Source organism: Elstera cyanobacteriorum, assembly GCF_002251735.1.
Classification (GTDB): Bacteria; Pseudomonadota; Alphaproteobacteria; order Elsterales; family Elsteraceae; genus Elstera; species Elstera cyanobacteriorum.
In genome coordinates this window covers 80,752-105,515 of sequence record NZ_NOXS01000031.1, presented here as the reverse complement: position 1 = coordinate 105,515, position 24,764 = coordinate 80,752, and the positions used below count along the sequence as shown (strand labels likewise).

Sequence of the window (24,764 nt, the reverse complement as noted above, 5' to 3'; positions counted from 1 at the left end):
GGGGAGGTCGGATGGACCGGCTATCGGGCCTTGCGGTGTTTGCCGCCGTGGTGGAGTGCGAAGGCTTTACCGCCGCCGCCAAGCGGCTGAACCTATCGAAAGCCGCCGTCAGCAAGCAGGTTTCGCTGCTGGAAGAACGCTTGGGCGCCCGGCTGCTGAACCGCACCACGCGCCGCCTATCGCTGACCGACGCCGGGCAAAATTTCTACGAACGCTGCCAGCGCATTTTGATGGAAGCTGAAGAGGCCGTCGCCGATGTGGGGCGCTTGCAGACCGAGCCGCGCGGTCCCCTCCGCATTTCCGCCCCGGCCTCGCTGGGGGAAACCTATCTGGCGCCGGTGATTGCGCAATTCGCTGCGCGCTGGCCCGATCTGCGCGTCGATCTCGACCTGTCCGACCGATACGTTGACCTGATCGAAGAAGGTTTCGATCTTGCCTTGCGCGTCGGCGATCTTGCCGATTCGTCGCTGATCACCAAGCGCCTCGCCACCGTCCGCCGCCCCTTCGTCGCGGCGCCGAGCTATCTCGAGCGATACGGCACGCCAACCCGCACGACGGACCTGCCCCAGCATCGCGGCATCTGCTACGCCCTCGCCCGCCACGGCACCGAAGTTCAAATGCAGATGACGAGCGGGCGGCGGGAGAATATTGCCCTCGATTGGGCCTTCCGTTCGAACAATGGCAAGGCGATGGTCGAAGCCGCCTGCGCCGGTCTGGGCCTGCTCTCGACGCCGCTCTTCCTGTCCGCTGCGGCAATCCAGACCGGCAAGCTGGTCCCCGTCTGCCTTGCCGATGGCGAACCGCTCAGCCTCGCACTGCAAGTGGTCTTCCCGCACGCCCGCCACGTGCCCGCGAAGGTCCGGCTGCTCATCGAAACCCTCGCCGCCACTTTCCGCGACCCGGCGCCGTGGGAAATTGGTCTGCTCGATCATGTGGGCGGCAAGGTCGAGGCGTAGTTAGCGCCCCTCGCGCCACCACGCCATCCCCAGCGCCCCGCCTGCCAGCAGCAGCATTAGCCAAGCGGGCAGCAGGGCAACGCGGGTGAGGCCGGTCACGTCATAGTCGCGGCGTTCGGGCAGGCCGATCCAGCCGCGCCCGCTGGCGCTGCGGCCCGGCTCCGTTCGGCGCAAGTCGGGTAGCCCGTCGCGCAACCAAGTGATCGAGCCGCCGGTTGCGTCTGTTATTGGGCGCAAGACGGTATCGGTGGCGCGCACGTCACTCATTTCCTTCGGGTTGACGTCGCCAACCGCGATCACGCGCTGAAGCGAGCCCTCTGCCAGCCGATAGACGCCTGGGCCATTCAGCGGCGCGCTGCCGGTGGCGATACCGTCGCGCTCGGTCAGGGTGATATTGCGGGTGCTGCCGTCCGGGTCGGTCAGGGTGATCGTGCGACGCTCGCCAATCGGGGCAGGGGTCAGGCTGCGCCGGGTGATGAGGAGTTGTTCGCCGCGCACGCTGGCAACCAAATCTTCTTCCTCCAGCGTCGGTTCCTTCATCAGCCAATGGGCGAGGCGGCGCAGCAGTTCCGCCTGGGGGCCGCCGCCGTCATAGCCGCGCGACCACAGCCAGAGTTGATCGCTGAGAATCTGCGCAACCCGCCCTTCGCCCACCCGGTCCAGAATCACCAGCGGCCCATTATCCGGCCCGGTCATCACCACCTGCCCCCGGTCCGCCGTCACGTCCACCGCACGGAACCAGCGCCCCCAGGACGGCGGCGCCCCGGTCTGCGGATAGCCCGCGCCGTCGAGGCCCTTTGTGACGGGATGACGCCAGCCGAGACTGGTGACCTGCGGGCGGAACGGGCCTTCCAGCAGCTTGCCGGTCGGCTGGCCGGGCAGAATCGCGCCGATGGGCGAGGCGAATAGCCCCTGGTTGGTGGCAAAGGCCGGGGCCGCCACTTCCAGCACCGCGCCGCCGCGCTCCACATAATTGGCCACGGCCTGAAGGTAAGTCGCCGGAATGAGGCTATTCCGCCGCCGATAGCGGTCGAAGATGATTAGATCAAACTCATTCAACTTCACTTCGAACAATTCGCGGATCGGAAAAGCGATCAACGATAGTTCGTTGACCGGCGTGAGATCCATCACCCGGTCGGCGGGGCGCAGGATGGTGAAATGCACGAGATCGACCGAGGGGTCGGCCTTCAGCAGATTGCGCCACGTCCGCTCCCCCGGGTGCGGCTCGCCGGAAATCAGCAGCACGCGCAGCCGGTCGCGGATGCCGTTGACGGTCAGCGCGGCACGGTTGTTTTGCAGCGTCAGTTCCTGCGGGCCGGGCGGCGTTGCGATTTCGACCACCGAAGCACCGCCGTGGCGCGGGGCGATTTCCACCGCCACATCCTGATTAGCGGGGACGTTCAGCGCCCGCGTTTCCGCTCCATCAAGGCGGATGGTAACCGGCACTGTCGCGGCCCCGCCCGCCGGTTCTTCCACCCGGAAACTGAACAGCGCGGGCTTATCGACCAGGGCGAAGCTAGGGCTGGAGAGAATGACGAGCCGCCGATCCCCCTCCCCCGGCGCGCCGGTCAGCAGCACGTGCAGTGGTCCCGGCAAAGCCGACACATCGGGCGGAACATCATGCGCCTGCCCGTCGGTCAGCAGCAGAGCCCCAGCGAAACGCTGGCGCGGCACGTCCTCCAAGGCTTTTTCCAACGTCCCGATTAGCGGCGTACCGTCCGTACCGCGCCCGGTGCGGATGAGGCGCAGGTCGAGGTCGGGGAATTTTTCCCCCGCCGCCCGCAGCGCCGCCTGGGCGTCCTCCGACTGGCGCGGGCGGCCCGCAAGCCCCTGGCTGGCGCTATCGTCGACGACCAGCAGGGCGATATCTTTGGCATAGCGCCGGGTTTCGCTCACCAAAGCCGGGTCGAGTAGGGCCAACAGGCCGAGGATCAGCGCTACCCCGCGCCACGCGCTGCCGCGCGCCCGCTGCCACAGGCCAAAGCCGACAAGGGCAAGCCCCACCGCCGCCAGCAGCGCAATCGCCCAATAGGGCAGCAGCGGATCGGTGGCGATTTGCAGCCCGTCGCCCAACAGGCCGGTCATTGTCCCAGCCTTTCAAGGATGGTGTTCACATGCACCTGATCGGCCTTGTAGTTGCCGGTCAGCGCGTACATGACGATATTGACCCCGGTGCGATAGGCCATTTCGCGCTGAACCTCGCCGCCCGGCGAGACGGGGTAGAGCGGCGTTCCCGCCTTATCCATCGCCCAGGCCCCAGCAAGATCGGATTCGGTCATCAGAATGCTGGAAACCTCGTCACCGCCCGGCGTCGGGTTCGCCTGCACCCAAAGGGGGGAGGCCGCTTCGCGCCCCGGAAACTCCTGCAATAAATAAAAGGCTTTGGTCAGCACATGGTCCGGCCCGGCGGGGGCGAGCGGCGGAATATCGAGGCCGCGTACCAGCGCCCGCAAGCGGCGGGTGCCAAGGCCGCCCTCGCCATACGGCCCGTCGCGCGTATCGAACAGAATGGTGCCGCCCGTGCGCAGATAGCGGTTGATCCGCTCCAGGGCTTCTGGAGTCGGCGGGCGCTGGCTGTCGGCCATCGGCCAATAGAGCAGCGGGAAAAAGGCCAGATCGTCCTGGTCTATGTTCACTGCCATCGGTTCCGCCGCATCGACCGCCGTGCGCCGTTGCAGAATATAGGACAGGCCTTCCAGCCCAGCCTTGCTGGTGGCGTCGACCAACGTATCGCCAGTCACGATATAGGCGAGGCGGAAATCCAAGGTCGCCTTCAGGGCGAACTCCTGGGCGTGCGGGTCCATCTGAATGGGGGCCTGGGCCTTGCCGTTTTCCGGTAGCAGCAGCAGGGCTACCACCACCCCCGCCACTCCGGCGCGATGGAAGCGCCCGCGCGCCGTCAGCAACCCGCGTAATCCATAGGCAATCAGCAGGTCGAGCAGGAACAGCAGCAGCGCCGCCGTGAAACCCCAGGGCCGTAAATCAACCTCCGCCGACCCGCCTAGCGGTGCAATACGGACATCGGCGGGCAACGCTTTGGGGGTCGCACGCAGGGCCGTAATCTCGGTCACCGTCGCCGCCGTTAGGTTGACGGCCCGCTGCGCTTCGGCACCGGTCGCGCCATAGAGGCCGGGCGGATGGCGCGGGCCGACCGTCACTGCCCCGGCACGCGGCACGGCTTCCGCCCCTGATGCTGCCGGGCCAAGCTGGGCGAATCCATCCAGCGTCTGCTGCGGCGGCAGGGGCACCCCGGCTTGCACCGCCGCTTCCGCCCCGCCCGCGACCGCGTGCGACAGGCCGATGATCCGTTCCAACATTTCGATGAATACCCCGCTGACCGGCAGGCTGGACCAATCGGCCCGCGCCGGAACATGCATCAGGATCAACCAACCTTCCCCGGCCGGGGCCGCTGTGACCAGAGGCGTGCCGTCGGAAAGCTGCGCCCAGGTCCGCCCCGCCAACTCCGGCCCCGGTTCGGCCAGCACCTGCCGCTTCACGGTTACATCTTTCGGCGCAACCAATCCGGCGAAGGGCGAGGTTGCGGCGAAGGGCGCCAGCGGCATCGGTTCGGTCCATTGCAGCGCCGTTCCCAGCGCCCGGTCGCCGGGGCGTAGGCGGACGGGCAGCAGAGCGGGCCCCTCCTCCGCATCCATTCCGGCAAGGCGCGCCCCCGCAAAGCGCAGCAGCACGCCGCCCCCCTCCGCATAAGCGCGCAAGCGGCTGCGTTGCTCCAGCGTCGCCGCCTCGGTATCCGGCCACAGGATGACGGAGGGCGGGCGCTTCAACAGATCGTCCAGCGCGGCGCGGGTCAGATTGGCGAGCGGCGCCAACGCGCGGTCGAGATAATAGGGATCGTCGAGCAACGACTGTGAGCGGTCGAGCGCGCCGCTGCTGATGAGACCAACCGAGCGGCGCTGCCACCCTTGATCGAGCAGCACCGTCCCCGCCGCCGTCGGGCGCGCATCGGCCTCCGGCACCAGATCGAGCCGCGCCACATCATTGCGCCGGTCGGGCGGAATGGTCAGCGGCAAGCGGGCCAGTGTCTCGCCATCGGCAAACTTGAGGGTCGGTTGGGCGATGACCTGCCCCGCGTCGGTCAGCAGGCGCAGGCTGACGCTTTCCGCTGGTCCCGCCTCTGCCCGCCGCACCTGAAGATCAATCGTATTGGCCGCCGCGACGGAGGTGGCGCGCGGCGGCGGCACCAGCAGTTTTGGCAGCGTTTCTGGCGCGCGCAGGTCAAGCGTTCCCAATTGCGCCAAGCGGGCGAGCAGCGGCGCCAGCGCCCCATCGCTCTGCCCATCATTGAGATACAGCACCGAGAGGATCGCTCCCGGCTCAAACCCTTGCAGCGCCGCCAGCGCCCCGGCGCGGTCGGTCGGCCAGGGCTGGGGGCGTAGGGAGGCAAGACGGGTCTGCACCTCCACCGCCCGGCGTGGGCCGAACAATGCAGGCGCCGCATCTTCCGCCGTACGGGCCGTTGCCAGCAAGGCTGCGGGGCGGCCCTGGCGTTCGGCTTGATCGAGCGCGGCGGACGCGACCGCGATCCGCTTATCCCAATCCGCCGCAGCACCCCAGCCGGTATCGAGCACGATCAGCAGCGGCCCCGTGCCCGTCAACGGCGGCGCCGGATGGAGCAGCGGCCGGGCGAGGGCCAGGATCAGCAGCGCCGCCACGGTCAGGCGCAACAGCAATAGCCACCAAGGGGTGCGCGCGGCGGTTTCCTCGCGGCTTTCGAGCCCAAGGAGAAAACGTAGCGCCGGGAATTTAACACTGAGCGGCGTTGGCGGAATGACGCGCAGCAGCAGCCACAGCGCGGGCAAAGCGATCAGCGCGGTCAGAATCCACGGGGCGGCAAAGGCCAGAGGACCGAGACTGATCATCGCGCCCCCCGTTCCCGCCCGCCGCCGTCGCTGAGCTGCTGATAGAGCGTCACCAGCGCCACGGTCGGCGCCTGATCGGTGGTATGGCGAACGAAGCCCCAGCCCAGGCGGCGCGCAAGATCGGCCAGCGCGGCGGTATGGGCATCCAGCCGGGCGCGATAGGCGGGGCGGATATCTTCTACCCGCCGGGCCAGCATTTCATCGCGGCTTTCGCTATCAAGAAAGCGAATGCGGCCTTTGAAGGGCAAAGCTACCTCGGCCGGATCGAGCACTTGGACCAAATGTCCCTGCACGCCACGATCCGCCAGACCACGCAGCCGGGCGCCAAGCGCTTCCGGGTCCGTAAAGAAATCGCCGAACAGCAGCACCCGGCCATAGCGCGGCACGGGAACCGCCGGCGGCAACCCATCGCCCAGCGCCTCCTCTGCCAGCCTTAGCGCAAGACGCGGCAGGGTCGTGCGGCTGGCACTCGGGCGGTCGGCCCCGCCCAGTAGCGCCACCCGCTCCCCCGCACGGATCAACAGGCTGGCGAGGGCGAGGGCCAGAACCTCCGCCCGTTCCCGCTTGCTTGGCAGGGCGGGGCCGGAGCGATAGTCCATCGACGGCGATAGGTCGCGCCACAGCCATAGGCTTTGCGCCGCCTCCCACTCCTGATCGCGGATGAACAACGCATCGGATTTGCCCGACTGGCGCCAATCGATCCGCGCCATCGAGTCGCCTGCGCCATAGGGGCGGAACTGCCAGAAACTATCGCCCGTACCCACCCGGCGCCGTCCATGAACCCCCGGCGCCACTGTGGATGCCACCCGCAGCGCCGCCACCAGCAGCGGCGGCAGGCCCCGCGCAGCATCGACCGCCGCGTGCTGCCGTTCGAGAGGAAGGGGCGCGCCGGTCGCCATCAACGGCCCTAGCCCAGTTCTTCCGTCAGGCGGGCAATCAGGTCGGCAACCGTCACCCCATCGGCGCGCGCGGCGAAGCTCAGCGCCAACCGATGGCGCAGCACCGGCGGGGCCAGCGCCGCCACATCATCGAGCGAGGGCGACAAGCGCCCCTGCAATAGCGCCCGCGCCCGTGCCGCCAGCAGCAGCGCCTGACTGGCGCGCGGCCCCGGCCCCCAAGCAACGGCGGTGCGAACCAATTCGATCTCGCTGCTATCGGGCCGCCCGGCGCGGACGAGACGCAGCACGCCATCGACGACTGAATCGCCAACCGGCAAGAGGCGCACCAGGGCTTGCAGGCGCAGCAGCTCGCCATCTGCCAGCACCGCTTCCGCCGGGGCCTCCGCCACGCCGGTCGTGGCCAGCAGCATCGCCCGTTCTGCCGACCAATCGGGATACTCCACGGCGATATTCAGCAAAAACCGGTCGAGCTGCGCTTCCGGCAGCGGGTAAGTACCCTCCTGCTCCACCGGGTTTTGCGTGGCAAACACATGGAAGGGCGCGGGCAGCGGGCGTAGATGCCCCGCGACCGAAACACTGCGCTCCTGCATCGCCTGCAACAGTGCCGATTGGGTGCGCGGGCTGGCGCGGTTGATTTCATCGGCCATCAGCAGTTGGCAGAAGATCGGCCCTTCCAGGAACCGAAAGGCCCGGCGCCCGTCCGCCCCCTCTTCCAGCACTTCGGAGCCGAGAATATCGGCGGGCATCAGATCGGGGGTAAACTGCACGCGCCGGTCTGTGAGGCCGAGAACCGTCGCCAGCGCCGAAACCAGCTTGGTTTTCGCCAGCCCCGGCATACCGACCAAAAGCCCATGACCACCCGCCAGCAGTGTGACCAAGGTTTCGTCGATCACCTGATCCTGACCGAAGATAACCCGGCCCAAGGCTGCGCGAACCCTTGCGAGGCGCTGCCCCGCTTCGGCAATATCATCGGCCAAACGCGCCGCGTCATGGGGGGGGGAGAGTGCGCTCACGCCAAACCTCCTTCAGCATCAGGGCCGCAACAAAGTCTAGGACGGGTCTTAACCCCGTCAAGCCACACGTCCCTTGGCAGGAAGCATGACCGAAAAACCCGCCTCCCTCCAGCCCCAAACCGCGTTCCCCGCCCTCGATCCGATCTGCGGGGATTTCGGGATTGCCATCAAACGCGACGGCACCTGGACCTATCAAGGCTCCCCCATCGGGCGGCTGCCCTTGGTGAAGCTCTTCGCCTCGGTCCTGCGCCGGGTGGGGGATGAATATTGGCTGGTCACCCCGGTGGAACGCGGGCGGATTGCGGTTGAAGACGTTCCCTTCATCGCCGTCGAACTGACGGCAGCGGGCAGCGGGGTGGATCAGACCCTAACGTTCCGCACCAATCTTGACGAAACCGTGGCGCTGGATGCCGATCACCCGCTTTGGGTGATCGAGACCCCTGACAGCGGGGAGCCGCGTCCCTATATCTTGGTAAAGCCGGGGCTTGAAGCCCGGTTGGCGCGATCCGTCTTTTATCACTTGGTCGATCTGGCCGTGACCGACGAGACTGGTCGCCTGGGGGTGTGGAGCCATCGGCGCTTCTTCCCCCTTGAACAAGAAACAACAGGGGCGGCGACGTGCGGGACGGAATGAGCAGTCTGACGGAAACAGAGATACGGGCACGGCTTGCGGCCTGGGGCCAGCCGGGGGAACAGGGCGATCACGCCTTGACCGGCCTGCCCGCCATCAGCCTACCCGATCCGCAGAAACCGCCCCGCCCGGCGGCCGTTCTGGTGCCCGTGCTGCCGCGCCCATCCGGCCCGACAATCCTACTGACCCGCCGTACCGATCATCTGCACGATCACGCTGGGCAGATCAGCTTCCCCGGCGGGCGGATCGACCCGGACGATGCCAGCCCGGAAGCCGCCGCCCTGCGCGAAGCGCGGGAGGAAGTGGGCCTAGACCCCACCGCCGTCGATTTGCTCGGACGGCTCGATCAGTACCGCACCATCACGGGCTATTCTGTAACGCCAATTGTCGGCCTCGTAGCCCCAGACGCGCACTTCACCCCCGACCCGTTCGAGGTTGCGGATATTTTCGAAGTACCGCTGGACTTTATTTTAGACCGGCGCAACCACCAGCGGCATTTCCGCGAAACCCCCATCGGGCGGCGGTATTTCTACGTGCTACCGTACCAAGGCCGCTATATCTGGGGCGCCACCGCCGGCATGCTGGTGAATTTTAGCCGGGTGCTGACGGGATCATGATCCGCCTGCTGCTCACGTTCGTGCTGCCCTTGCTCGTCCCCTTCGTGCTGTACGGAATTTGGGGGATACTGAAACGCCGCCAAGCCGCCGCCCAGGGGCTACCGCCGCCCGACCTGAAAGGCCCGCCGATCGTCTGGCTCGGGCTGACGGGCATTATGCTCGTGCTGCTGGTGCTCGGCGGGCTAAGCCTGCAACAGGGCCAGGGCACTGTCGGCCATTACCAGCCGCCGCGCGTTGAAGGCGGGCGGATTATCCCCGGCACGATGCAATGAGGCTGCCGCCCGGCGATTGGTGGCAGGGCGACGCCGCCCAGGCGGTGCTCGCCGCCCTCGACGGGCAGGCGCGCTTCGTCGGCGGCGCGGTGCGCGATGCGCTGCAAGGCCTGCCGGTCCGGGATGTTGACCTGGCAACGCCGCTTCTGCCCGAAACCGTCATGGCGCGCGCCCAAGCCGCCGGGCTGAAAGCCATCCCGACCGGGATCGACCACGGCACGATCACCCTGGTCAGCGCCGGGCGCCCCTTCGAAGTCACCACCCTGCGCCGCGATGTGGCGACCGATGGGCGCCACGCCACGGTCGCCTTCACCGATCAATGGCACGAGGATGCGGCGCGGCGGGATTTCACCTTCAACGCGCTCTATGCCGATGCCGACGGACAGGTCTCCGACCCCGTCGGCGGTTTGCCGGATCTGGCCGCGGGGCGGTTGCGCTTCATCGGCGACGCCCGCCTGCGGATTGAAGAAGATTACCTGCGGCTGCTGCGCTACTTCCGCTTCTTCGCCCGCTATGCCCGCCTGCCGCCCGACGCCGCCCTGCTGGCGGTGCTGGCGGAAACCGCGCCGGGCCTCGACCGCCTGTCGCCAGAACGGGTCTGGTCGGAACTCAAACGCCTGCTGGCTGGGCCGACGCCCATCGATAGCCTGCGCCTGATGTATCAGGTCGGCATTCTTCCCCGGCTGCTGCCCGCCCGGCCCGACGGTCCCGCGATCTTCGGGGAGCTTCCAGACGGGGCTGATTGGGCGGCGCGCCTGCTCGCCCTGCTGCCGGTCGGGGCCGATCTGCCAGGATTGGCCACGCGGCTACGCTGGAGCACGGCGGAGTTAGAGTTTATTTCGGTTTGCCAACGAATTGCTGAAGATAACCTTGAAACCCCCTATTCTATAGCCCGTCGTTTCGGAGTCGATCCTATTTTCAGCGGCCTGACAGTGCGCCGCGCGCGGGGGCAGGAGGACCGAGAGGTCTGGCGCGGCTGGCTCGCTGCCCCGCTGCCGCCCTTTCCGCTCGGCGGGGCCGATGTGCAGACCTTAGGGGTTGCGCCCGGCCCGGCGATGGGTAGGCTGCTGCGCGCGGCGGAAGCCTGGTGGGACGCGGGCCATTGCCGCGCTGACCGGGCTGAAACCCTGGCCTACCTCAAGAGCTTGCTGCCCGCCCCATGACCCGCCCCTTCTGGCGCCCGATGCGCCCCGATGACCTCCCCGCCGTCAACGCCGTCGCCGACCGCGTGCATGAGGCTTACCCCGAAGACCCGCAGGTTTTCACCGAACGGCTGGCGCTGTTTCCCGCAGGCTGCCGCGTTGCCGAGGGGCCACAAGGGCCGCTGGGTTATGCCGTCGCCCATCCCTGGGGCCTTTTGCCGCCGCCGCTCGATTCGCTCCTGAAACGATTACCCAGCGCGCCGGACTGCCTCTATCTCCACGATGTCGCCCTGCTGCCGGAAACGCGCGGCGCAGGCATGGGCGAAGCGCTGGTTGCCGATCTCCTCGCCCTCGCCGCACAGATTGGAGCGCCGCGCCTGGCCCTGACTGCCGTCTACGAGACGCCGCGCTATTGGTCGCGCTTCGGCTTTACGCCCTATCGGACACCCGAGATCGATGCCAAACTGGCCAGCTACGGCCCCACCGCCCAATTCATGGTCCGGCCCCTGGATCAGGAGTAAACCGGCGGCAAGGCCGTGCGGCGCTTGATTGTTGCTAAAGCGAAATTAGACTGAACGGATTGAATGCACCGAAGCTGCGTCACCTTCTGTTTCAAGAACCGCTCGTAGCCCTCGATACCATCGGTCTGCACCCGCAGCAGATAATCTTGCGAGCCGGTCATCAGGTAACATTCCGTCACCTCCTCCCAGCTTTCCACCGCCCGTTCGAACTCGGTGATTTGGTCGCGCATCTGCTGAAGCAACCGCACCGATACGAAGACGCTAAACGGCAGCCCATAGGCCTTGGGATCGACCTGCGCCGCATAGCCGGTGATCACGCCGCTGTCCTCCAGCCGCTTCAGGCGGCGTAGGCACGGGGTCGGCGACAGGCCAACCCGTTCTGCTAAGTCCTGATTGGTGATGCGCCCTTCAGCCTGCAACACCGCCAACATCCGCCGATCCACTGCATCGAGCATTCTATGCTCCCTAAATGTCTTTTGAAGGCAGAAAACTGCATACTATAGGGTCGGACTATCTATAATCGACCAAAACATTGCAGGCGTTTGGCCGTATCCTTCAGGACCGCATCCGAGCTGGGAGACACGCCGATGACCGAGGATACCTATCACAAGAGCCGTATCGCCAACCGCCGTCTTCACCCAGAGACGCTGATGATGGGCTACGGCTATTCGCCCGCCATGTCGGAAGGGTCGCTGAAGCCGCCGGTGTTCCTAACCTCGACCTTCGTGTTCGAAAATGCCCAGCAGGGGAAAGACTTCTTCGATCTCACCGCCGGGCGGCGGGAGTTGAAGCCCGGCGAGAAATCCGGCCTTGTCTATTCCCGCTTCAATCACCCGAATATGGAAATTCTCGAAGACCGGCTGGCGATTTGGGACGAGGCCGAACGCTGCGCCGTCTTCGCCTCCGGCATGGCGGCGATTGCCACCACCTGCTTCGCCTTTCTGCGGCCGGGCGATACGATTATTCATTCGCGCCCGCTCTATGGTGGAACGGAAACCCTGCTGAAGAACCAGATGGGTGCCTTCGGCATCAAAGCCTTCGGCTTTACCGATGGGCTGGACATCGCCAGCATGCGCGTAACGGCGAACGCTGCCGCAGCCGCCGGACGCGTTGGCATGATCCTGGTCGAAACCCCGGCGAACCCCACCAACGGGCTGGTCGATCTTGCCGCTTGCAAGCTGATCGCTGACGAGTTGGAACGCACCCAAGGCTACCGCCCGCCGGTCGTCGTCGATAACACGCTGCTCGGCCCGAAATATCAGAAGCCGCTAAAGCATGGCGCCGATCTGACCCTGCTGTCCTTGACCAAATATGTCGGCGGGCACAGCGATCTCGTCGGCGGGTCGATCAGCGGGTCCGCCGCCCTGGTGAAGCAGGTGAAAAGCTGGCGCGGCTCGCTGGGGACGCAGCTTGACCCAAATTCCTGCTGGATGCTGATGCGCTCGCTGGAAACCCTCGATATCCGCATGCATCGCGCCAATGAAAACGCCCAGCGCGTGGCTGAGTATCTCGCCAATCACCCGAAGATCGCCCGGCTGCATTACCTCGGTAATCTTTCAAGCGACGATCCGCGCAAGACGGTGTTCGAACGCCAGTGCGAGGCAGCGGGATCGACCTTCGCCTTCGATGTGAAGGGCGGCGAGAAGGAAGCTTTCGCCCTGCTCGATAATCTTCAGATCATGAAGCTGGCGGTCAGCCTCGGCGGCACGGAGACCTTGGTGTCGCACCCGGCGGCAATGACCCATTCCGGTGTTGCCCGCGAATTGCGCGAGGAAATCGGCCTAACCGATGCGCTAATCCGCATTTCGGTCGGCATTGAGAATATCGAAGACCTGATCGCCGACCTCGCCCAAGCCCTGGAAGCGGTGTAAGCACCGTTTGGACGGGGGAGCAATGCTCCCCCTAATCCAGCATCAGCCACGCCCAGAGTTTCGCGGGAACGTCGCCGCCGGTCACGCGGGCCATCGGCGTATTATCGTCATTGCCGAGCCAGACCCCGGCAACCCGGCCCTGCGCACTATCCCAGCCGACGAACCAGGCGTCACGATAGTCGGACGTGGTGCCGGATTTCCCCACCGCCCCCTCGCCGACCACCCCCGCCGCCTTGCCGGTACCGGAGGTGACGACGCCGCGCAGCATCGCGCGCATTGCTTCCGCGAGGTCCGGGGCGACGAGTTGATCACCAATAGCCCCGCCTTCCCACAAGATCGCGCCGCTGCGGTCGCTGACGCGGAGAATACCGTAAGGCCACGCGGCGCGCCCACCGTTGGCGAGGCTGGCGTAGGCGCCGGTCAGATCGAGCAAATTGACCTCCCCCGCCCCAAGCGAAACGGCCAGATTGGCGGGCAGTTTGGCGCGGATGCCAAGCCGATGCGCAAGCGCAATGACTTTCTTAATCCCCACATCCTGCGCCAACTTCACGGTTGGCACATTCAGCGATTCGGCCAAGGCCTGCGCGAGGCTGACGCGCCCGTGATAGCGCCGGTCGTAGTTTTCCGGCGTCCAGGTGCCGATGCGCAACGGCGCATCGTCGATCTGGCTTTCGGGCAACCACCCGGCTTCCAGCGCAGCAAGATAGACGAAAGGCTTGAAGCTCGATCCCGGTTGGCGCGGCGCGAGAGCTCGGTTGAACTGCGAGCGGCGATAATCCCGCCCGCCGACCATCGTGCGGATGGCGCCGTCGCGGTCGAGGATCACGGCTGCCCCCTCGCCGATCTTACGGTCCCCGCCCTCCTGGGCCAGCATCGCCGCCACTTTTTCTTCAGTGCGCCGCTGCAATTCAGGGTCGAGCGTCGTTTGCACCACCAGATCGCGGTCGATCGGCACCACATCCGACAGTTCTTCCATCACCCAATCGGCGAAATGCCGCCCGCCGCGCGGCGCGGCGATCTGGCCGAGCATCGGCGCCCCGCTGGCCGCCGCCTGCTGGGCTTGGGCGGAGGTGATGAACCCAGCGCGCACCATCGCGTCCAGCACCACTTGTGCCCGCCCCGCCGTGGCAGCAGGGTCGCGCAGCGGCGTCAGGCGCGTTGGCGCCCGCAGTAGCCCCGCGATGGCGGCAGCTTCATACAGCGTCAGCTCCGTCGCCGGTTTGCCGAAATACCGTTGCGCTGCCGCATCGACGCCCCAAGCCCCGCCCCCGAGGTAGACGCGATTGAGGTAGATCGTCAGAATCTGGTCCTTGCTGTAATTGCGCTCCAGCCACAGGGCCAGCAAAGCTTCCTGCACTTTGCGCTTCAGCGATTTTTCGTTGGTCAGAAAAACATTCTTCGCCACCTGCTGGGTCAGGGTGCTACCGCCTTGGGCCGAGCGGCCCTCGGTCACATTCACCACTAAGGCCCGCGCGAGACCGATAAGATCGACCCCGAAATGATCGAAAAAGCGGCGATCTTCGATAGCAACAATCGCCTGCCAAACCGGCGGCGGCAGATCCTGCACCCGGCGCGGCGCCCCGTAGAACTCGCCGGAGGTTGCCAGCAGGCTGCCATCGTTCGCCAAGATCGTAACGCCGGGCCGCCGCGTCTGATCCATCAATTCGCCGATGGGCGGCAGTTGCAGGGCATAGAACGCGATGACGCCGCCGACCGCAACACCGCCCCAAATGCAGGCCGCCGCCAGCCAGACCAGCAGGCGCCGCCCCCAGGATCGGCGCGGTGGCGGCAACGGCGGGGTGGAACGGGCGGACTTCGGAGCGGAAACGGGGGTACGGGTCATGGCGGCGCGATGCAAGCACGGGCGGGGCGACAGGACAAGCCCAACCATCCGGCAAGCTGTAATCGCAAAATTATGGCTACACGATGATTGCGGCCTTTTGCTGCATGGCAGCCCCGATTCGCCGCATAACAGCGTTCATTCGATTGCTTTTGCCCCCCAGCTTCGTTACACACCCGCGCCAGAGACATAACGCCTGAAAGGGACGAAACCACATCATGCGGGTTACTCAGCGCGTCAAAAAAATCCTGAATGCCTACGAATCCGATAATCCCGGCACCAAGGCCAATCTGGCCCGCATTCTGATGCAGGGCCGCTTGGGCGGCACCGGCAAGCTGGTGATCCTGCCGGTCGATCAAGGGTTCGAACATGGCCCGGCGCGCAGCTTTGCGCCCAACCCCGTCGCTTACGACCCGCATTACCATTTTGAACTGGCGATCGAAGCCGGTCTGTCTGCCTATGCCGCGCCGCTGGGCATGCTGGAAGCCGGGGCCGATAGTTTTGCCGGGGCAATCCCGACGATCCTGAAGGTCAATAGTTCCAACAGCCTGTCGCGCCTGAAGGAAGACGCCGATCAGGCCGTCACCGCGTCGGTCGGCGATGCGTTGCGCCTCGGCTGCTCGGCGATCGGTTTCACGATCTATCCGGGGTCGGACAATGCGTTCGGCATGATCGAAGAGCTGCGCGAGATGGCCGAAGAAGCCAAATCGGTCGGCCTTGCCGTCGTCGTTTGGTCCTACCCGCGCGGCGGCACGCTGAGCAAGACCGGCGAAACCGCTTACGATATCTGCGCCTATGCCGCCCATATGGCCGCGCTGCTCGGCGCCCATATCATCAAGGTCAAGCCGCCGCAGGCGCCGCTGGAACTCGATGCCGCGAAAAAAGTGTACGAAAAGGAAAAGATTCCGGGCGACAGCATGGCAGATCGTGTGCGCCATGTGGTACAAAGCTGCTTCGCGGGTCGCCGCATCGTTGTCTTCTCCGGCGGCGAAGCGAAGGATCTGGACGGCATCTACAACGAATGCCGGGCCATCCGCGACGGCGGCGGGAACGGGTCGATCATCGGCCGCAATACGTTCCAGCGCCCGAAGGCGGAAGCGCTGGCGATGCTGGATCAGATCGTCAAAATTTATCAGGGCAAAGCATAAGCTGCCCGGTTTAGGGAGGGAACCCCGCCTCGCCATCTGGCAAGGCGGGGTTTCTATTTTGGGCTTGTGCCGACGCGCTGCCCTATGGCTGGATGCCGCCCATGACGAACGATCCGCTCGACGCCCCCCGCCATTATCTGATCCTGCGCCCCGATAGCTCGGAGGCCGCGATTGCCGCCGCTTTAGCCGGGGCCGAGGTTGCCTGCGCCGCCCTCGATACGGTCGGTCTCGACGCTGCCGCCATAGAAAGGGCCGTTCAACGCCTGATGCCACCGCTACAGGCCCAGGATGTCGCTTTTCTGCTGACCGATGGCGCCGGGCTTGCGCTGGTGCAGCCGTTGGTTAGCAAGCTCGACGCCGATGGGCTGCATCTATCGGACCCTGCCGCCTATGCCAGCGTGCGCAAGGCACTGGGCAAGGATCGGATCATTGGCCTATTCTGCGCCGATAGCCGCCATGAGGCGATGGAGGCCGCCGAGGCCGGGGCCGATTACGTCGCCTTCACCCCCGATGTGGAAACGATCCAGGTCTGGGCAGAAACCATGCTCGTGCCCTGCGTTTCCTGGGATACGCCCGCCGACGCGGTTGAGGCCGTTTCTGCCGCCGGGGTGGAGTTCGTCGCCCGCCGGGTGTAAGGCCCTAGAGGGCAACCGCCCCCAACCGTTCGCACCAGACCTGCTGCCGCGCTTTGAGCGCCTGGTCGCGGAACGGCTGAAGCTCCTCCGCCGCGATCTTTTCCAGAACCTCGAAGTACAGCCCCTCCGGCCCTTGCGCGGTCCAAGCCGCTTGCAGGGCACGGAACGGGCTGCTGCCGAGCTTCAACGCGAACCAAAGCTGGTTCTGGATCGTCATCACATTCGGTGCCCGCCCCACCCAGCACGCCCCTATTGCCGGGCAGCGCACCGCATAAATACCGGCTAGGGTCTTCTGTTCCTTATAAGCGTCGACCGCCGCCTTCCGCGCGTCCATCAACATTCCTACCTCCGTTGAGTCTCGGAGAGCGGTAATATCACCCGGGTAATATTGACACAAGAGTTTTATCCGGATATAAATACCCCATGACTGACATTATCCCCCTCTATTCCGCTTTCCTGGGTTCCCGCTTACTGGCGTCCGGCCCGCTGCCCGACGTAGCGCGCGCCGCCGCCGACGCCCAAGGCGAGGGTTCCCCAATCCTGATTTTCGACGATGCCACCGGCAAGGAGACCGATCTCGACCTGCGCGGTGGGCCAGAAGCGGCAGCCGCCCGCTACGCCCCGCCCGACGAAGCGCGGGGTCGGGGCCGTCCGAAGCTGGGCGTGATCGCACGGGAAGTAACCTTGCTTCCCCGCCATTGGGAGTGGCTGGCCGCGCAGCGGGGCGGTGCCTCGCACGCCCTACGCCGCTTGATCGATGCCGCCCGCCAAGCCGACGGCGGGGTGACAACCGCCCGCCAGCGGCAGGAGCGCTGCTATCGGGTACTCACGGCCCTCGCTGGGGATTTGCCGAGCTATGAGGAAGCCACCCGCGCGCTCTTTGCGGGCGACCGGGCAGCGTTCGAAGGGCAGACCGCCGCGTGGCCGCCCGATATTCAGGCCTATGCCGCCCGTTTGGCGTGGCCGAATGAGGCGCTTTAAGCCTTTTTGACGAATTCCGACTTTAGGTTCATGGCGCCGATCCCATCGATCTTGCAAGCGATGTTATGCCCATCGGCGCCATCGGTCAGGCGGATATTCTTCACCTTGGTGCCGCCCTTGACGACCAGGGAGGAGCCTTTGACCTTGAGATCCTTAATCACCGTCACGCTATCGCCATCGGCCAGCAGATTGCCGTTGGCATCCTTGACGGCGCCCTCCGCCGCTTCTGGCGTGGCTTCCTCGCCGGGGGTCCATTCGTGGCCGCACTCCGGGCACATCCATTGGCTGCCATCGGGGTAGGCGTTTTCGGAACCGCACTGCGGGCAAACGGGATCGCTCATACTCGCCTCTCCGGCTAAAAACGAAAGGGCTTGATCTGTTTCCAGATCAAGCCCCTGAATTCGATTGGTGGGTACACAAGGACTCGAACCTTGGACCCGCTGATTAAGAGTCAGCTGCTCTACCAACTGAGCTATGTACCCAACCGAGGTCGTCTGTATACCGACCCAACCGGCCATCGACAAGGGGTAAAAACCGCTGGATTCCCCCGAGTTGTCATAAAAGCTAATCGCTATCGGCCAGACCGCCGCGGTTTAGCTGCGTGTCGCGGTGCACCCAGACCATCATCAGCAGCCCGAAACCCAGCATGGTCACCAGCATCGACGAGCCGCCATAGGAGACCATCGGCAGCGGTACGCCCTTCGCCGGGATCATACCCATGACCATCGCGCAGTTGATGAAAACTGACAGGAACAGGTGCGTGACGATCCCCACCGCGACCAAGCGCCCGAACTGCGTGGTGGAGCGAAAGGCGATAGCATAGCCGTAGAGAATGAGCAGCGTGTAGAGGCCCAGCAGGGTCACCGCACCGATCATCCCGAACTCTTCCGCCAGCATCGTATAGATAAAGTCGGTTTGTTTTTCGGGCAGGAAATTAAGGTGGCTTTGGGTGCCGAGCATGAACCCCTTGCCCACGACCCCGCCCGACCCCAAGGCGATCTTCGATTGGGTGATATGATACCCGGCGCCCAACGGGTCGCGGCTGGGGTCTAGGAAGGTCAGAATCCGCTCTTTTTGATAATCGCGCAAAAAATTCCAACCGATGGGCGCGGCAGCAGCGCCTGTTGCGATAGCGAGGGCGAACTTCCACCAGCGCATACCGGCGATGAAGCCGACCGCCGCTGATCCCATGATCAGCATCAAGGAGGTGCCGAGGTCAGGCTGCTTGACGACCAAGGCGACCGGCAGCGCCAGCAGCACCGCAGCCGGTCCCCAGGCGGAAATCCGGCCCATCCGCTCCAGCGGGATCGAATGGAAATGTTTTGCCAACGCCAGTACGAGCATGATCTTCATCAGCTCCGACGGTTGCAACTGGACGAAGCCGAAATCCAGCCAGCGTTGCGCCCCCATGCCAACGCGGCCCTGCAGTTCCACCGCCACCAGCATCACCATCGTCGCGGCGTAGAGCACATAGGCCCAGCGCATCCAGAAGCGGATATCGACGAGGGCAACGGCGATCATCAGCACGAAACCCATAGCAAAGCGCACCATTTGGCGCTGCGCCCAGGGTTCAAGCGACCCGCCCGCCGCCGAATAGAGCATGGCGAAGCCGACGCAAGCGAGCGCGGTAAGCAGCAGGACGATGCCCCAGTTCACCTGCCATAGTTTTTGGCTGAGGGTTAACTCCTGCCGGTTCAGCCCGAAGCTCATCCCCGATGCTCCCCACCGCAGGTCGGGCAGCCCGCCAAGCGTTTTTCCAAATCGCGCTTCTGGGTTTCCAGCAAAATATCGCGCACCATCGGCCCGGCGACCGAACTGCCGCCGCCCCCGTGTTCAACCACAACCGCACACGCGAACCGCGGGTTATTGACCGGTGCAAACCCGACGAATAGCGCATGATCGCGGAAGCGCCAGGGCAGATCTTCGTTCTTCTTCACCCCGGCGTCGCGTTCGGCCTTGCTGATGATGCGGACCTGGGCGGTGCCGCTTTTGCCCGCCATTTCCAAACCAGGTTCAGTGATGCGCGCCTTATAGCCCGTGCCGCGCTGATCGTTGGTGACCATCCCCATGCCTTTTTGCACGAGGGCCAAGTGCTGCGGATTAAGACCGAGGGAGGCCGGATCGGCATGCGCCCGGTCCTGCGGGGCGCGCCCGCCGATTTTCCGGGTAAGATGCGGGGTAATGGCGAGGCCGGAGGCGACGCGCGCCGTCATTGTCGCCAATTGCAACGGCGTCGCCAGAATCATCCCCTGGCCGATGGAGGCATTGATGGTTTCGCCCTGCGGCCAACTCGTACCCCGTCGACGCTGGTACCACGCGCGCGTCGGGATCAGCCCCGGACGTTCCCCCGGCAGCTCGATCCCCTGCACCCCCCCCAGCCCGAGCCGTAAGGCCATATCGGCGATCTTGTCGATGCCCATACGCCGGGCGATTTCGTAAAAGTAAACGTCGCAGGATTGCATTAAGGCTTCTGCCAAATTCAACGCCCCATGCCCGCCCTTATACTTCCAGCAGTGAAAGCGCCGCTCGCCCAACTCGAAATGGCCGGGGCAATTCACCGTTTGTGTCGGCGTGATCACACCCGCTTCCAGCGCCGCCAGCGCGGTGATCATCTTAAACGTCGAACCCGGGGAATATTGGCCGGCCACCGCCTTATTGGTCAGCGGTGTTTTGGGGTGGGACTGCAACTCCTCCCAATCAGTTGCCTTAAGGCCCGTTGAAAAGAGATTTGGATCGAAGGCCGGCGCGGAAACCAGCGAGAGAATCTCGCCATTGCGGCAATCGATGACAACGGCGGCGGTGCTTTCCTCCCCCACCCGCTCGCGTACGAATTCCTGCAAGGCGATGTCGATGGTCAGTTCCACGTCACGCCCTGGGCGGCCATCGTCGCGATTGAGTTCGCGGATGACCCGGCCGACCGAATTGACCTCGACCTGACTGGCGCCCGCAACGCCGCGCAAGGCCTGATCATGGGTCTTTTCAATCCCATTCTTGCCGATGCGGAAGTCCGGCAGTTCCAACAACGGATCGCCATTGCCCGACTTTAGATCAACCTCCGAGACAGCGCCGACATACCCAAGAATATGCCCCACCGCCTCTGTATGCGGGTAAAGGCGGCTTTGGCCAACGTCGATGGAGACGCCCGGCAAATCGGGGGCGTTCACTTCCATCCGCGCCACCTCTTCCCAGCTCAGATCCTCGCGGACCATGACGGGAACAAAGGCGCGCTTGCGGCGCACATCGCGCAGCACGCGGCGGCGGTCGGCCTCGCTGACGGTGATCAGACGCGCAATGGCATCCAGCGTCGCTTCGACATTCGGGGCCTGTTCGCGCACCAACACGACCCGGTAATTCAGGCGGCTGGTCGCCAGTACCTCGCCAAACCGGTCGAGAATGCGCCCGCGCGGCGGCACCAACAGCCGCATGTTCATGCGGTTATCTTCGGCCAGCGTTACGTATTTATCGGCCTCGACGACCTGAAGATAATAGAGCCGTGCCCCGAGCGCGCCGAACAGCGAGGCCTGCCCCAGCCCGAGCAGCAGCGACCGCCGGGTAAATAGCCGTTCGCGCTCCTGATCCCGCTGCCGCCGTCCCATCCTATTGCCCCGGCAACAGACGACGATGGGTACGGACGAACAGCCAAACGACCAGCGGGAACAAAAGCAGCGTCGTGCCGAATTGCAGCGCTGGCTGCAACAGCGGTACGGGGGTTCGGGTAATCAGCGATACGATGATCCACGACATGCTCGTCGTCCCCAACAGCACCAGTAGAAAACCACCCCAGGCCAGGGCAAAGGGCTTCCCTAGAAACAGGCGGCGCTGCGAAACGGCGAAGGAATAGGTTCCTAGCAGCAGCAGCGGCGTCATCCCCAAGTAGGCCCCGCTCACCACATCCTGCACAAGACCGATCAGGAAAATGAGCGCGGGCGGCATCAGGTCCGGGCGATAGAGGGTCCAGTAATACACGGCCATCAAGGACAAAGACGGGGTGACCGTCAAGCCTTCCGGCATGCGTACCGGCACGACCGAGAGCAGCGCAAATAGAAAGGTCATCGCCCCCGGCGTGACCTTACTTATGGCCGCCCAGGTACGGAGAAGCCCGGACGGGATCATCGCGGTGTCGTAACGGTACGCGCGGGCGGGGCCGGGGCCGGAATATCGCTGGTCTGCGCCAAACCGTAATCGAGCAAGCGCACATGTTCCAGCCGTTGCCAATCGGCTAATGGGCGCACGGTTACGCCACGGTCGGACACGGTCTCAACCGCCCCAATGGGCAAACCGGGGGGCAGCAAACCGCCGTGCCCGGAGGTAACGACCAGATCCCCTGGCGCCACGGTATTTTCCTGGGTCAGATACAAAAGGCGCGGCAGGGCGCTATTATCACCCGCCAGCACGGCACGCTCGCCTCGCGTACCGACGGAAACCGGGATTTTGCTGTTCAAGTCGGTGATCAGCAACACGCGCGTCGTCCGCTCGCCGACATCGGTCACCCGGCCGATAAACCCTTCGCCCGAGACGGCGGCGAGCCCGCGCACCACACCTTGCGACGCGCCGACCGCGATCAGCAAATTGCGAACATAAGCGCCGCCCGCATCGGCAACCACCCGGCCCGTAATCTGCCTCCCGCCCGGCGGCGGGGCATAATTGACAACGGACCTTAGGGATTGGTTTTCGACATCCAGCCGCTGCGCTACATCGCGCCACTGCCGCAGCCGCTCGACTTCTTCCCGCAGCCGGGCATTTTCGGCCCGCAGGTTCAGGATCGACCGGAAATCATCGGCAACCTCTGTCACCGTCGTCACGGGGGAGGCGATGAAATCGACCGCCGGGGCAAAGAAATCGACCGTTGCAACCCGCAGCTTTTCAAGAACCGGCACTTCGGCCCGCTGAATGACCAGCAGCAAAAAACTGGCACCAACCAACGATGCGAAGGCGAAACGGTGCAGCGCAGCCCGGACCGGCGCGGCAAGCCGCGAAACAGACCCAACCCGGGGCTTCATTGGGGGAGAGTCCAGCGGGCGCCGCTCTGGCCAACAGAGCGGTTCTGGTTATTCTTCCCCTTAGGCCGAGCCGACATTCCGTCCCGATCCTCTTTGCTAACGAAGCCTTAACGGCAAGACTACACGATTAATAGGCGGTGCTCAGCACATTTCTGAGCGTACCCATTTCTTCCAAGCAACGACCCGTTCCCAGGGCCACGCAGGAAAGGGCATCGTCGGCGATGGACACCGGCAGGCCGGTCGCATGGCGCAACACAAGATCGAGGTTCGACAGCAGCGCCCCGCCGCCGGTCAGCACGATCCCCTTATCGACGATGTCCGCCGCCAGTTCCGGCGCCGTATGTTCGAGCGCGACCTTAACGGCTTCGACGATCTGGCTTACCGGTTCGGCCAAGCTTTCGGCGATCTGGCGTTCAGAGATAATCAATTCCTTCGGCACGCCATTCATCAGGTCGCGGCCCTTGATTTCCATCAAACGGCCTTCGCCGTCTTCCGGCGGGCAGGCCGAGCCGATTTCTTTCTTAATCCGCTCCGCCGAACCTTCGCCGACGAGAAGATTATGCATGCGGCGGATATAGGCGATAATGGCTTCGTCCATCTTATCGCCGCCAACGCGAACCGAACGGGCGTAGACGATACCGCCGAGCGACAGGACCGCCACTTCCGTGGTGCCCCCGCCGATATCGACGACCATCGAGCCGGTGGGTTCGGTGACAGGCAACCCCGCGCCGATGGCCGCCGCCATCGGTTCTTCGATCAGAAACACCTGGCGGGCGCCCGCGCTTTCGGCGCTTTCCTGGATTGCGCGGCGCTCGACAGCCGTGGAGCCGGAAGGCACGCAGATGATGATCTTCGGGCTGGCAAAGCGGCTACCGCGATGCACTTTACGGATGAAATGTTTGATCATTTCCTCCGCCACCTCGAAATCAGCGATAACGCCGTCGCGCAGGGGGCGGATCGCCTGGATATTCCCCGGCGTGCGGCCCAGCATCAGCTTTGCTTCGTCGCCGACCGCGAGCACCTGGCGTTTGCCCCGCACATTGGCGATGGCCACCACCGACGGCTCGTTCAGCACGATTCCGCGATTCTTCACATAGACCAGGGTATTTGCGGTCCCTAAGTCCACCGCCATGTCGGCGGACATCCAGCCGAGGATTCGATTAAACATATGACCCTTGTCAGACCTTGCCGGTTCAGACCTTGCCGGTTCCGCCCTACCGTAACGGAAAGGCTATCCGCAGCGATGCTTTTGGCACCGACACGGCTAAAACCCATCCAAGCAGAGATGTCACCATGACAGCGGGCGGAACACCCCCCGCCAGCGCCCTTTGGTTTACGCCGATTGCTGCGGTTGCGGCAATGCCTTTTTACCGCCCGCGATTTCGGGCAGGATCATTTTCGATACGGCCGGTCCCCGCAAACGCCCCCCGATGCAATTCGGCGGTGCTCCGGGGCCTCACCGGGCAAAAGGAGATAGGATATGCGTGCAATTCTGGCAATTTTATGGACGGAACAGACCGCCGGACCGGTGCTGACCCAGGCAACCCGCCTCGCCCGCCGGTTTGACGGGCGTGTGACCGGTCTTGCCATCCGCCCCGCCTTTGAAAGTTTCGTCCCGTCGGGCGACTTCGGCCTCGCCTTGAGTCAAGAATATCTCGACCGGCTGCAACAGGATGGCACGGCACGGTTGACGAAATTGAAGAGCTTGTTCGAGGCGCATATCGGGGCCGAAAAACTCACAGCCGATTGGATCGAAGCCCAAGGCCCCTCCGCCGATGCGATTGCCGCGACCGGGCGTCTCTTCGATATCGCCGTGGTCGCCCGGCCCGATGTTGGTGGGTCGGCCGAGCCGGAAATCATGCTGGAAGCGGCGCTGTTCGAAACCGGTCGCCCGATCCTGATGGCACCGCCGACCCTCCCGGAAACCGATGGCCAGCGCGTGCTGATCGCCTGGAACGGATCGTCGGAAACGGCGCGCACCCTCGCCTTTTCGTTGCCGCTGCTGCGCAAAGCCGAAGAAATTCACATTATCTCCGTCGATAGCGGCATGGTGCCTGGACCGTCGGCGCGCGATGTCGCCGCTTATCTGGAAAAGCATGATCTGCGGGCAACCTATGCCCATATGCAGGTCGGGGAGCGCAACGCGGGCGCCGTTTGGCTGGAAGAGGCCGAACGCCTAGGCTGCGATTTGATGATCAAGGGCGCCTATACCCAAAGCCGCCTGCGCCAGATGATTTTCGGCGGGGCGACGGTGCATATCCTGAACCACGCCAAAATCCCGGTCTTCTTCGCCCATTAAGTCGGGATGGGGGTAAAAATGTCTTAACCTTCTGGGGAAAGGCGGGTTTCGTGTCGCGA

General features: G+C 64.7%; 24 protein-coding genes and 1 tRNA gene. 11 read left to right on the top strand and 14 right to left on the bottom strand.

The genetic code is table 11. From position 1 onward, the window contains the following. Positions 1–11: 11 nt before the first annotated feature. A complete protein-coding gene (locus CHR90_RS07855; RefSeq protein WP_094408439.1) occupies positions 12–956 on the top strand; it encodes a LysR family transcriptional regulator in 945 nt (314 codons plus the stop codon). Here the strand turns inward: CHR90_RS07855 and CHR90_RS07850 are convergent, their stop codons facing one another. Genes CHR90_RS07850 through CHR90_RS07835 form a run of 4 tightly spaced genes read right to left on the bottom strand, consistent with a single transcriptional unit; the run spans position 957 to position 7,748 of the window. Beyond that, positions 957–3,041 carry a hypothetical protein gene (locus CHR90_RS07850; protein ID WP_094408438.1) on the bottom strand — a complete coding sequence of 695 codons (2,085 nt, stop codon included), beginning with the start codon at positions 3,039–3,041 and terminating at the stop codon, positions 957–959. It abuts the gene before it with no gap. Beyond that, positions 3,038–5,836, bottom strand: coding sequence for a DUF4159 domain-containing protein (locus tag CHR90_RS07845; RefSeq protein ID WP_094408437.1), 2,799 nt, complete (start codon positions 5,834–5,836; stop codon positions 3,038–3,040). The genes CHR90_RS07850 and CHR90_RS07845 overlap by 4 nt, the downstream gene beginning before the upstream one ends. Beyond that, positions 5,833–6,735 carry a DUF58 domain-containing protein gene (locus tag CHR90_RS07840; protein ID WP_094408436.1) on the bottom strand — a complete coding sequence of 301 codons (903 nt, stop codon included), beginning with the start codon at positions 6,733–6,735 and terminating at the stop codon, positions 5,833–5,835. Before CHR90_RS07840 ends, CHR90_RS07845 begins: the two co-directional genes overlap by 4 nt. An 8-nt stretch (positions 6,736–6,743) precedes the next feature. Beyond that, positions 6,744–7,748, bottom strand: a complete 1,005-nt coding sequence (locus CHR90_RS07835; protein WP_094408435.1) for an AAA family ATPase — start codon at positions 7,746–7,748, stop codon at positions 6,744–6,746. Positions 7,749–7,833: 85 nt separating this feature from the next. On the opposite strand from CHR90_RS07835, the gene CHR90_RS07830 reads away from it, so the two are divergent. Genes CHR90_RS07830 through CHR90_RS07810 form a run of 5 tightly spaced genes read left to right on the top strand, consistent with a single transcriptional unit; the run spans position 7,834 to position 10,931 of the window. Then, complete coding sequence (locus CHR90_RS07830; protein WP_094408434.1) at positions 7,834–8,382, top strand: DUF1285 domain-containing protein; 549 nt, start codon at positions 7,834–7,836, stop codon at positions 8,380–8,382. After that, entirely contained in the window at positions 8,379–8,996 is a 618-nt protein-coding gene (locus tag CHR90_RS07825; protein ID WP_094408664.1) for a CoA pyrophosphatase, read from the top strand. The genes CHR90_RS07830 and CHR90_RS07825 overlap by 4 nt, the downstream gene beginning before the upstream one ends. Beyond that, the gene (locus CHR90_RS07820) at positions 8,993–9,268 is read left to right on the top strand and encodes a DUF6111 family protein (RefSeq protein ID WP_094408433.1); all 276 of its coding nucleotides are present in this window, start codon (positions 8,993–8,995) and stop codon (positions 9,266–9,268) included. The genes CHR90_RS07825 and CHR90_RS07820 overlap by 4 nt, the downstream gene beginning before the upstream one ends. Beyond that, positions 9,265–10,431 carry a CCA tRNA nucleotidyltransferase gene (locus tag CHR90_RS07815; RefSeq protein ID WP_094408432.1) on the top strand — a complete coding sequence of 389 codons (1,167 nt, stop codon included), beginning with the start codon at positions 9,265–9,267 and terminating at the stop codon, positions 10,429–10,431. Before CHR90_RS07820 ends, CHR90_RS07815 begins: the two co-directional genes overlap by 4 nt. Beyond that, positions 10,428–10,931: a GNAT family N-acetyltransferase gene (locus tag CHR90_RS07810; protein ID WP_094408431.1), complete on the top strand. Its 504-nt coding sequence runs from the start codon at positions 10,428–10,430 to the stop codon at positions 10,929–10,931. Before CHR90_RS07815 ends, CHR90_RS07810 begins: the two co-directional genes overlap by 4 nt. On the opposite strand, the gene CHR90_RS07805 is transcribed toward CHR90_RS07810, so the two are convergent. Continuing rightward, the gene (locus CHR90_RS07805) at positions 10,922–11,386 is read right to left on the bottom strand and encodes an Lrp/AsnC family transcriptional regulator (RefSeq protein WP_094408430.1); all 465 of its coding nucleotides are present in this window, start codon (positions 11,384–11,386) and stop codon (positions 10,922–10,924) included. The genes CHR90_RS07810 and CHR90_RS07805 overlap by 10 nt on opposite strands. Positions 11,387–11,518: 132 nt before the next feature. Here CHR90_RS07805 and CHR90_RS07800 point away from each other — a divergent pair, with 132 nt between their 5' ends. Then, positions 11,519–12,802: a cystathionine gamma-synthase family protein gene (locus CHR90_RS07800; RefSeq protein ID WP_094408429.1), complete on the top strand. Its 1,284-nt coding sequence runs from the start codon at positions 11,519–11,521 to the stop codon at positions 12,800–12,802. Between the two features lie 31 nt (positions 12,803–12,833). Here the strand turns inward: CHR90_RS07800 and CHR90_RS07795 are convergent, their stop codons facing one another. Then, positions 12,834–14,645: a transglycosylase domain-containing protein gene (locus CHR90_RS07795; protein ID WP_170941339.1), complete on the bottom strand. Its 1,812-nt coding sequence runs from the start codon at positions 14,643–14,645 to the stop codon at positions 12,834–12,836. A 215-nt stretch (positions 14,646–14,860) separates the two neighbouring features. On the opposite strand from CHR90_RS07795, the gene CHR90_RS07790 reads away from it, so the two are divergent. Both CHR90_RS07790 and CHR90_RS07785 read left to right on the top strand, forming a co-directional pair. Further along, complete coding sequence (locus CHR90_RS07790; protein ID WP_094408427.1) at positions 14,861–15,790, top strand: class I fructose-bisphosphate aldolase; 930 nt, start codon at positions 14,861–14,863, stop codon at positions 15,788–15,790. A gap of 101 nt (positions 15,791–15,891) precedes the next feature. Further along, positions 15,892–16,425: a thiamine phosphate synthase gene (locus CHR90_RS07785; protein ID WP_094408663.1), complete on the top strand. Its 534-nt coding sequence runs from the start codon at positions 15,892–15,894 to the stop codon at positions 16,423–16,425. Between the two features lie 4 nt (positions 16,426–16,429). On the opposite strand, the gene CHR90_RS07780 is transcribed toward CHR90_RS07785, so the two are convergent. Beyond that, positions 16,430–16,759 carry a GIY-YIG nuclease family protein gene (locus CHR90_RS07780; protein ID WP_094408662.1) on the bottom strand — a complete coding sequence of 110 codons (330 nt, stop codon included), beginning with the start codon at positions 16,757–16,759 and terminating at the stop codon, positions 16,430–16,432. A gap of 89 nt (positions 16,760–16,848) precedes the next feature. Here CHR90_RS07780 and CHR90_RS07775 point away from each other — a divergent pair, with 89 nt between their 5' ends. After that, the gene (locus CHR90_RS07775) at positions 16,849–17,406 is read left to right on the top strand and encodes a DUF2239 family protein (protein WP_094408426.1); all 558 of its coding nucleotides are present in this window, start codon (positions 16,849–16,851) and stop codon (positions 17,404–17,406) included. On the opposite strand, the gene CHR90_RS07770 is transcribed toward CHR90_RS07775, so the two are convergent. From CHR90_RS07770 to CHR90_RS07740, 7 genes are all read right to left on the bottom strand, one after another. Continuing rightward, complete coding sequence (locus CHR90_RS07770) at positions 17,403–17,747, bottom strand: zinc ribbon domain-containing protein YjdM (RefSeq protein WP_094408425.1); 345 nt, start codon at positions 17,745–17,747, stop codon at positions 17,403–17,405. The genes CHR90_RS07775 and CHR90_RS07770 overlap by 4 nt on opposite strands. 65 nt (positions 17,748–17,812) lie before the next feature. Then, positions 17,813–17,888: transfer RNA gene (locus CHR90_RS07765), tRNA-Lys, on the bottom strand. 82 nt (positions 17,889–17,970) lie between these two features. Then, positions 17,971–19,116: a rod shape-determining protein RodA gene (rodA, locus tag CHR90_RS07760; protein WP_094408424.1), complete on the bottom strand. Its 1,146-nt coding sequence runs from the start codon at positions 19,114–19,116 to the stop codon at positions 17,971–17,973. Beyond that, a complete protein-coding gene (mrdA, locus tag CHR90_RS07755; RefSeq protein WP_094408423.1) occupies positions 19,113–21,002 on the bottom strand; it encodes a penicillin-binding protein 2 in 1,890 nt (629 codons plus the stop codon). Before mrdA ends, rodA begins: the two co-directional genes overlap by 4 nt. A gap of 1 nt (position 21,003) precedes the next feature. Next, on the bottom strand, positions 21,004–21,459 hold the full coding sequence (mreD, locus tag CHR90_RS07750; protein ID WP_170941338.1) for a rod shape-determining protein MreD: 456 nt from the start codon (positions 21,457–21,459) through the stop codon (positions 21,004–21,006). A 56-nt stretch (positions 21,460–21,515) separates the two neighbouring features. Continuing rightward, a complete protein-coding gene (mreC, locus tag CHR90_RS07745; protein WP_094408421.1) occupies positions 21,516–22,406 on the bottom strand; it encodes a rod shape-determining protein MreC in 891 nt (296 codons plus the stop codon). 127 nt (positions 22,407–22,533) lie between these two features. Then, positions 22,534–23,574 (bottom strand): rod shape-determining protein, encoded by a 1,041-nt coding sequence (locus CHR90_RS07740; RefSeq protein WP_094408420.1) that lies wholly within the window; start codon positions 23,572–23,574, stop codon positions 22,534–22,536. Positions 23,575–23,886: 312 nt separating this feature from the next. Here CHR90_RS07740 and CHR90_RS07735 point away from each other — a divergent pair, with 312 nt between their 5' ends. Further along, the gene (locus tag CHR90_RS07735) at positions 23,887–24,705 is read left to right on the top strand and encodes a universal stress protein (RefSeq protein ID WP_094408419.1); all 819 of its coding nucleotides are present in this window, start codon (positions 23,887–23,889) and stop codon (positions 24,703–24,705) included. Positions 24,706–24,764 lie beyond the last annotated feature (59 nt).

Bases quoted from the DNA above. Each gene is read 5' to 3' on its own strand.
- CHR90_RS07855 (WP_094408439.1), top strand. From the start codon at position 12: ATGGACCGGCTATCGGGCCTTGCGGTGTTTGCCGCCGTGGTGGAGTGC.
- CHR90_RS07850 (WP_094408438.1), bottom strand. From the start codon at position 3,041: ATGACCGGCCTGTTGGGCGACGGGCTGCAAATCGCCACCGATCCGCTG.
- CHR90_RS07845 (WP_094408437.1), bottom strand. From the start codon at position 5,836: ATGATCAGTCTCGGTCCTCTGGCCTTTGCCGCCCCGTGGATTCTGACC.
- CHR90_RS07840 (WP_094408436.1), bottom strand. From the start codon at position 6,735: ATGGCGACCGGCGCGCCCCTTCCTCTCGAACGGCAGCACGCGGCGGTC.
- CHR90_RS07830 (WP_094408434.1), top strand. From the start codon at position 7,834: ATGACCGAAAAACCCGCCTCCCTCCAGCCCCAAACCGCGTTCCCCGCC.
- CHR90_RS07825 (WP_094408664.1), top strand. From the start codon at position 8,379: ATGAGCAGTCTGACGGAAACAGAGATACGGGCACGGCTTGCGGCCTGG.
- CHR90_RS07820 (WP_094408433.1), top strand. From the start codon at position 8,993: ATGATCCGCCTGCTGCTCACGTTCGTGCTGCCCTTGCTCGTCCCCTTC.
- CHR90_RS07815 (WP_094408432.1), top strand. From the start codon at position 9,265: ATGAGGCTGCCGCCCGGCGATTGGTGGCAGGGCGACGCCGCCCAGGCG.
- CHR90_RS07810 (WP_094408431.1), top strand. From the start codon at position 10,428: ATGACCCGCCCCTTCTGGCGCCCGATGCGCCCCGATGACCTCCCCGCC.
- CHR90_RS07805 (WP_094408430.1), bottom strand. From the start codon at position 11,386: ATGCTCGATGCAGTGGATCGGCGGATGTTGGCGGTGTTGCAGGCTGAA.
- CHR90_RS07800 (WP_094408429.1), top strand. From the start codon at position 11,519: ATGACCGAGGATACCTATCACAAGAGCCGTATCGCCAACCGCCGTCTT.
- CHR90_RS07795 (WP_170941339.1), bottom strand. From the start codon at position 14,645: ATGACCCGTACCCCCGTTTCCGCTCCGAAGTCCGCCCGTTCCACCCCG.
- CHR90_RS07790 (WP_094408427.1), top strand. From the start codon at position 14,861: ATGCGGGTTACTCAGCGCGTCAAAAAAATCCTGAATGCCTACGAATCC.
- CHR90_RS07785 (WP_094408663.1), top strand. From the start codon at position 15,892: ATGACGAACGATCCGCTCGACGCCCCCCGCCATTATCTGATCCTGCGC.
- CHR90_RS07780 (WP_094408662.1), bottom strand. From the start codon at position 16,759: ATGGACGCGCGGAAGGCGGCGGTCGACGCTTATAAGGAACAGAAGACC.
- CHR90_RS07775 (WP_094408426.1), top strand. From the start codon at position 16,849: ATGACTGACATTATCCCCCTCTATTCCGCTTTCCTGGGTTCCCGCTTA.
- CHR90_RS07770 (WP_094408425.1), bottom strand. From the start codon at position 17,747: ATGAGCGATCCCGTTTGCCCGCAGTGCGGTTCCGAAAACGCCTACCCC.
- rodA (WP_094408424.1), bottom strand. From the start codon at position 19,116: ATGAGCTTCGGGCTGAACCGGCAGGAGTTAACCCTCAGCCAAAAACTA.
- mrdA (WP_094408423.1), bottom strand. From the start codon at position 21,002: ATGGGACGGCGGCAGCGGGATCAGGAGCGCGAACGGCTATTTACCCGG.
- mreD (WP_170941338.1), bottom strand. From the start codon at position 21,459: ATGACCTTTCTATTTGCGCTGCTCTCGGTCGTGCCGGTACGCATGCCG.
- mreC (WP_094408421.1), bottom strand. From the start codon at position 22,406: ATGAAGCCCCGGGTTGGGTCTGTTTCGCGGCTTGCCGCGCCGGTCCGG.
- CHR90_RS07740 (WP_094408420.1), bottom strand. From the start codon at position 23,574: ATGTTTAATCGAATCCTCGGCTGGATGTCCGCCGACATGGCGGTGGAC.
- CHR90_RS07735 (WP_094408419.1), top strand. From the start codon at position 23,887: ATGCGTGCAATTCTGGCAATTTTATGGACGGAACAGACCGCCGGACCG.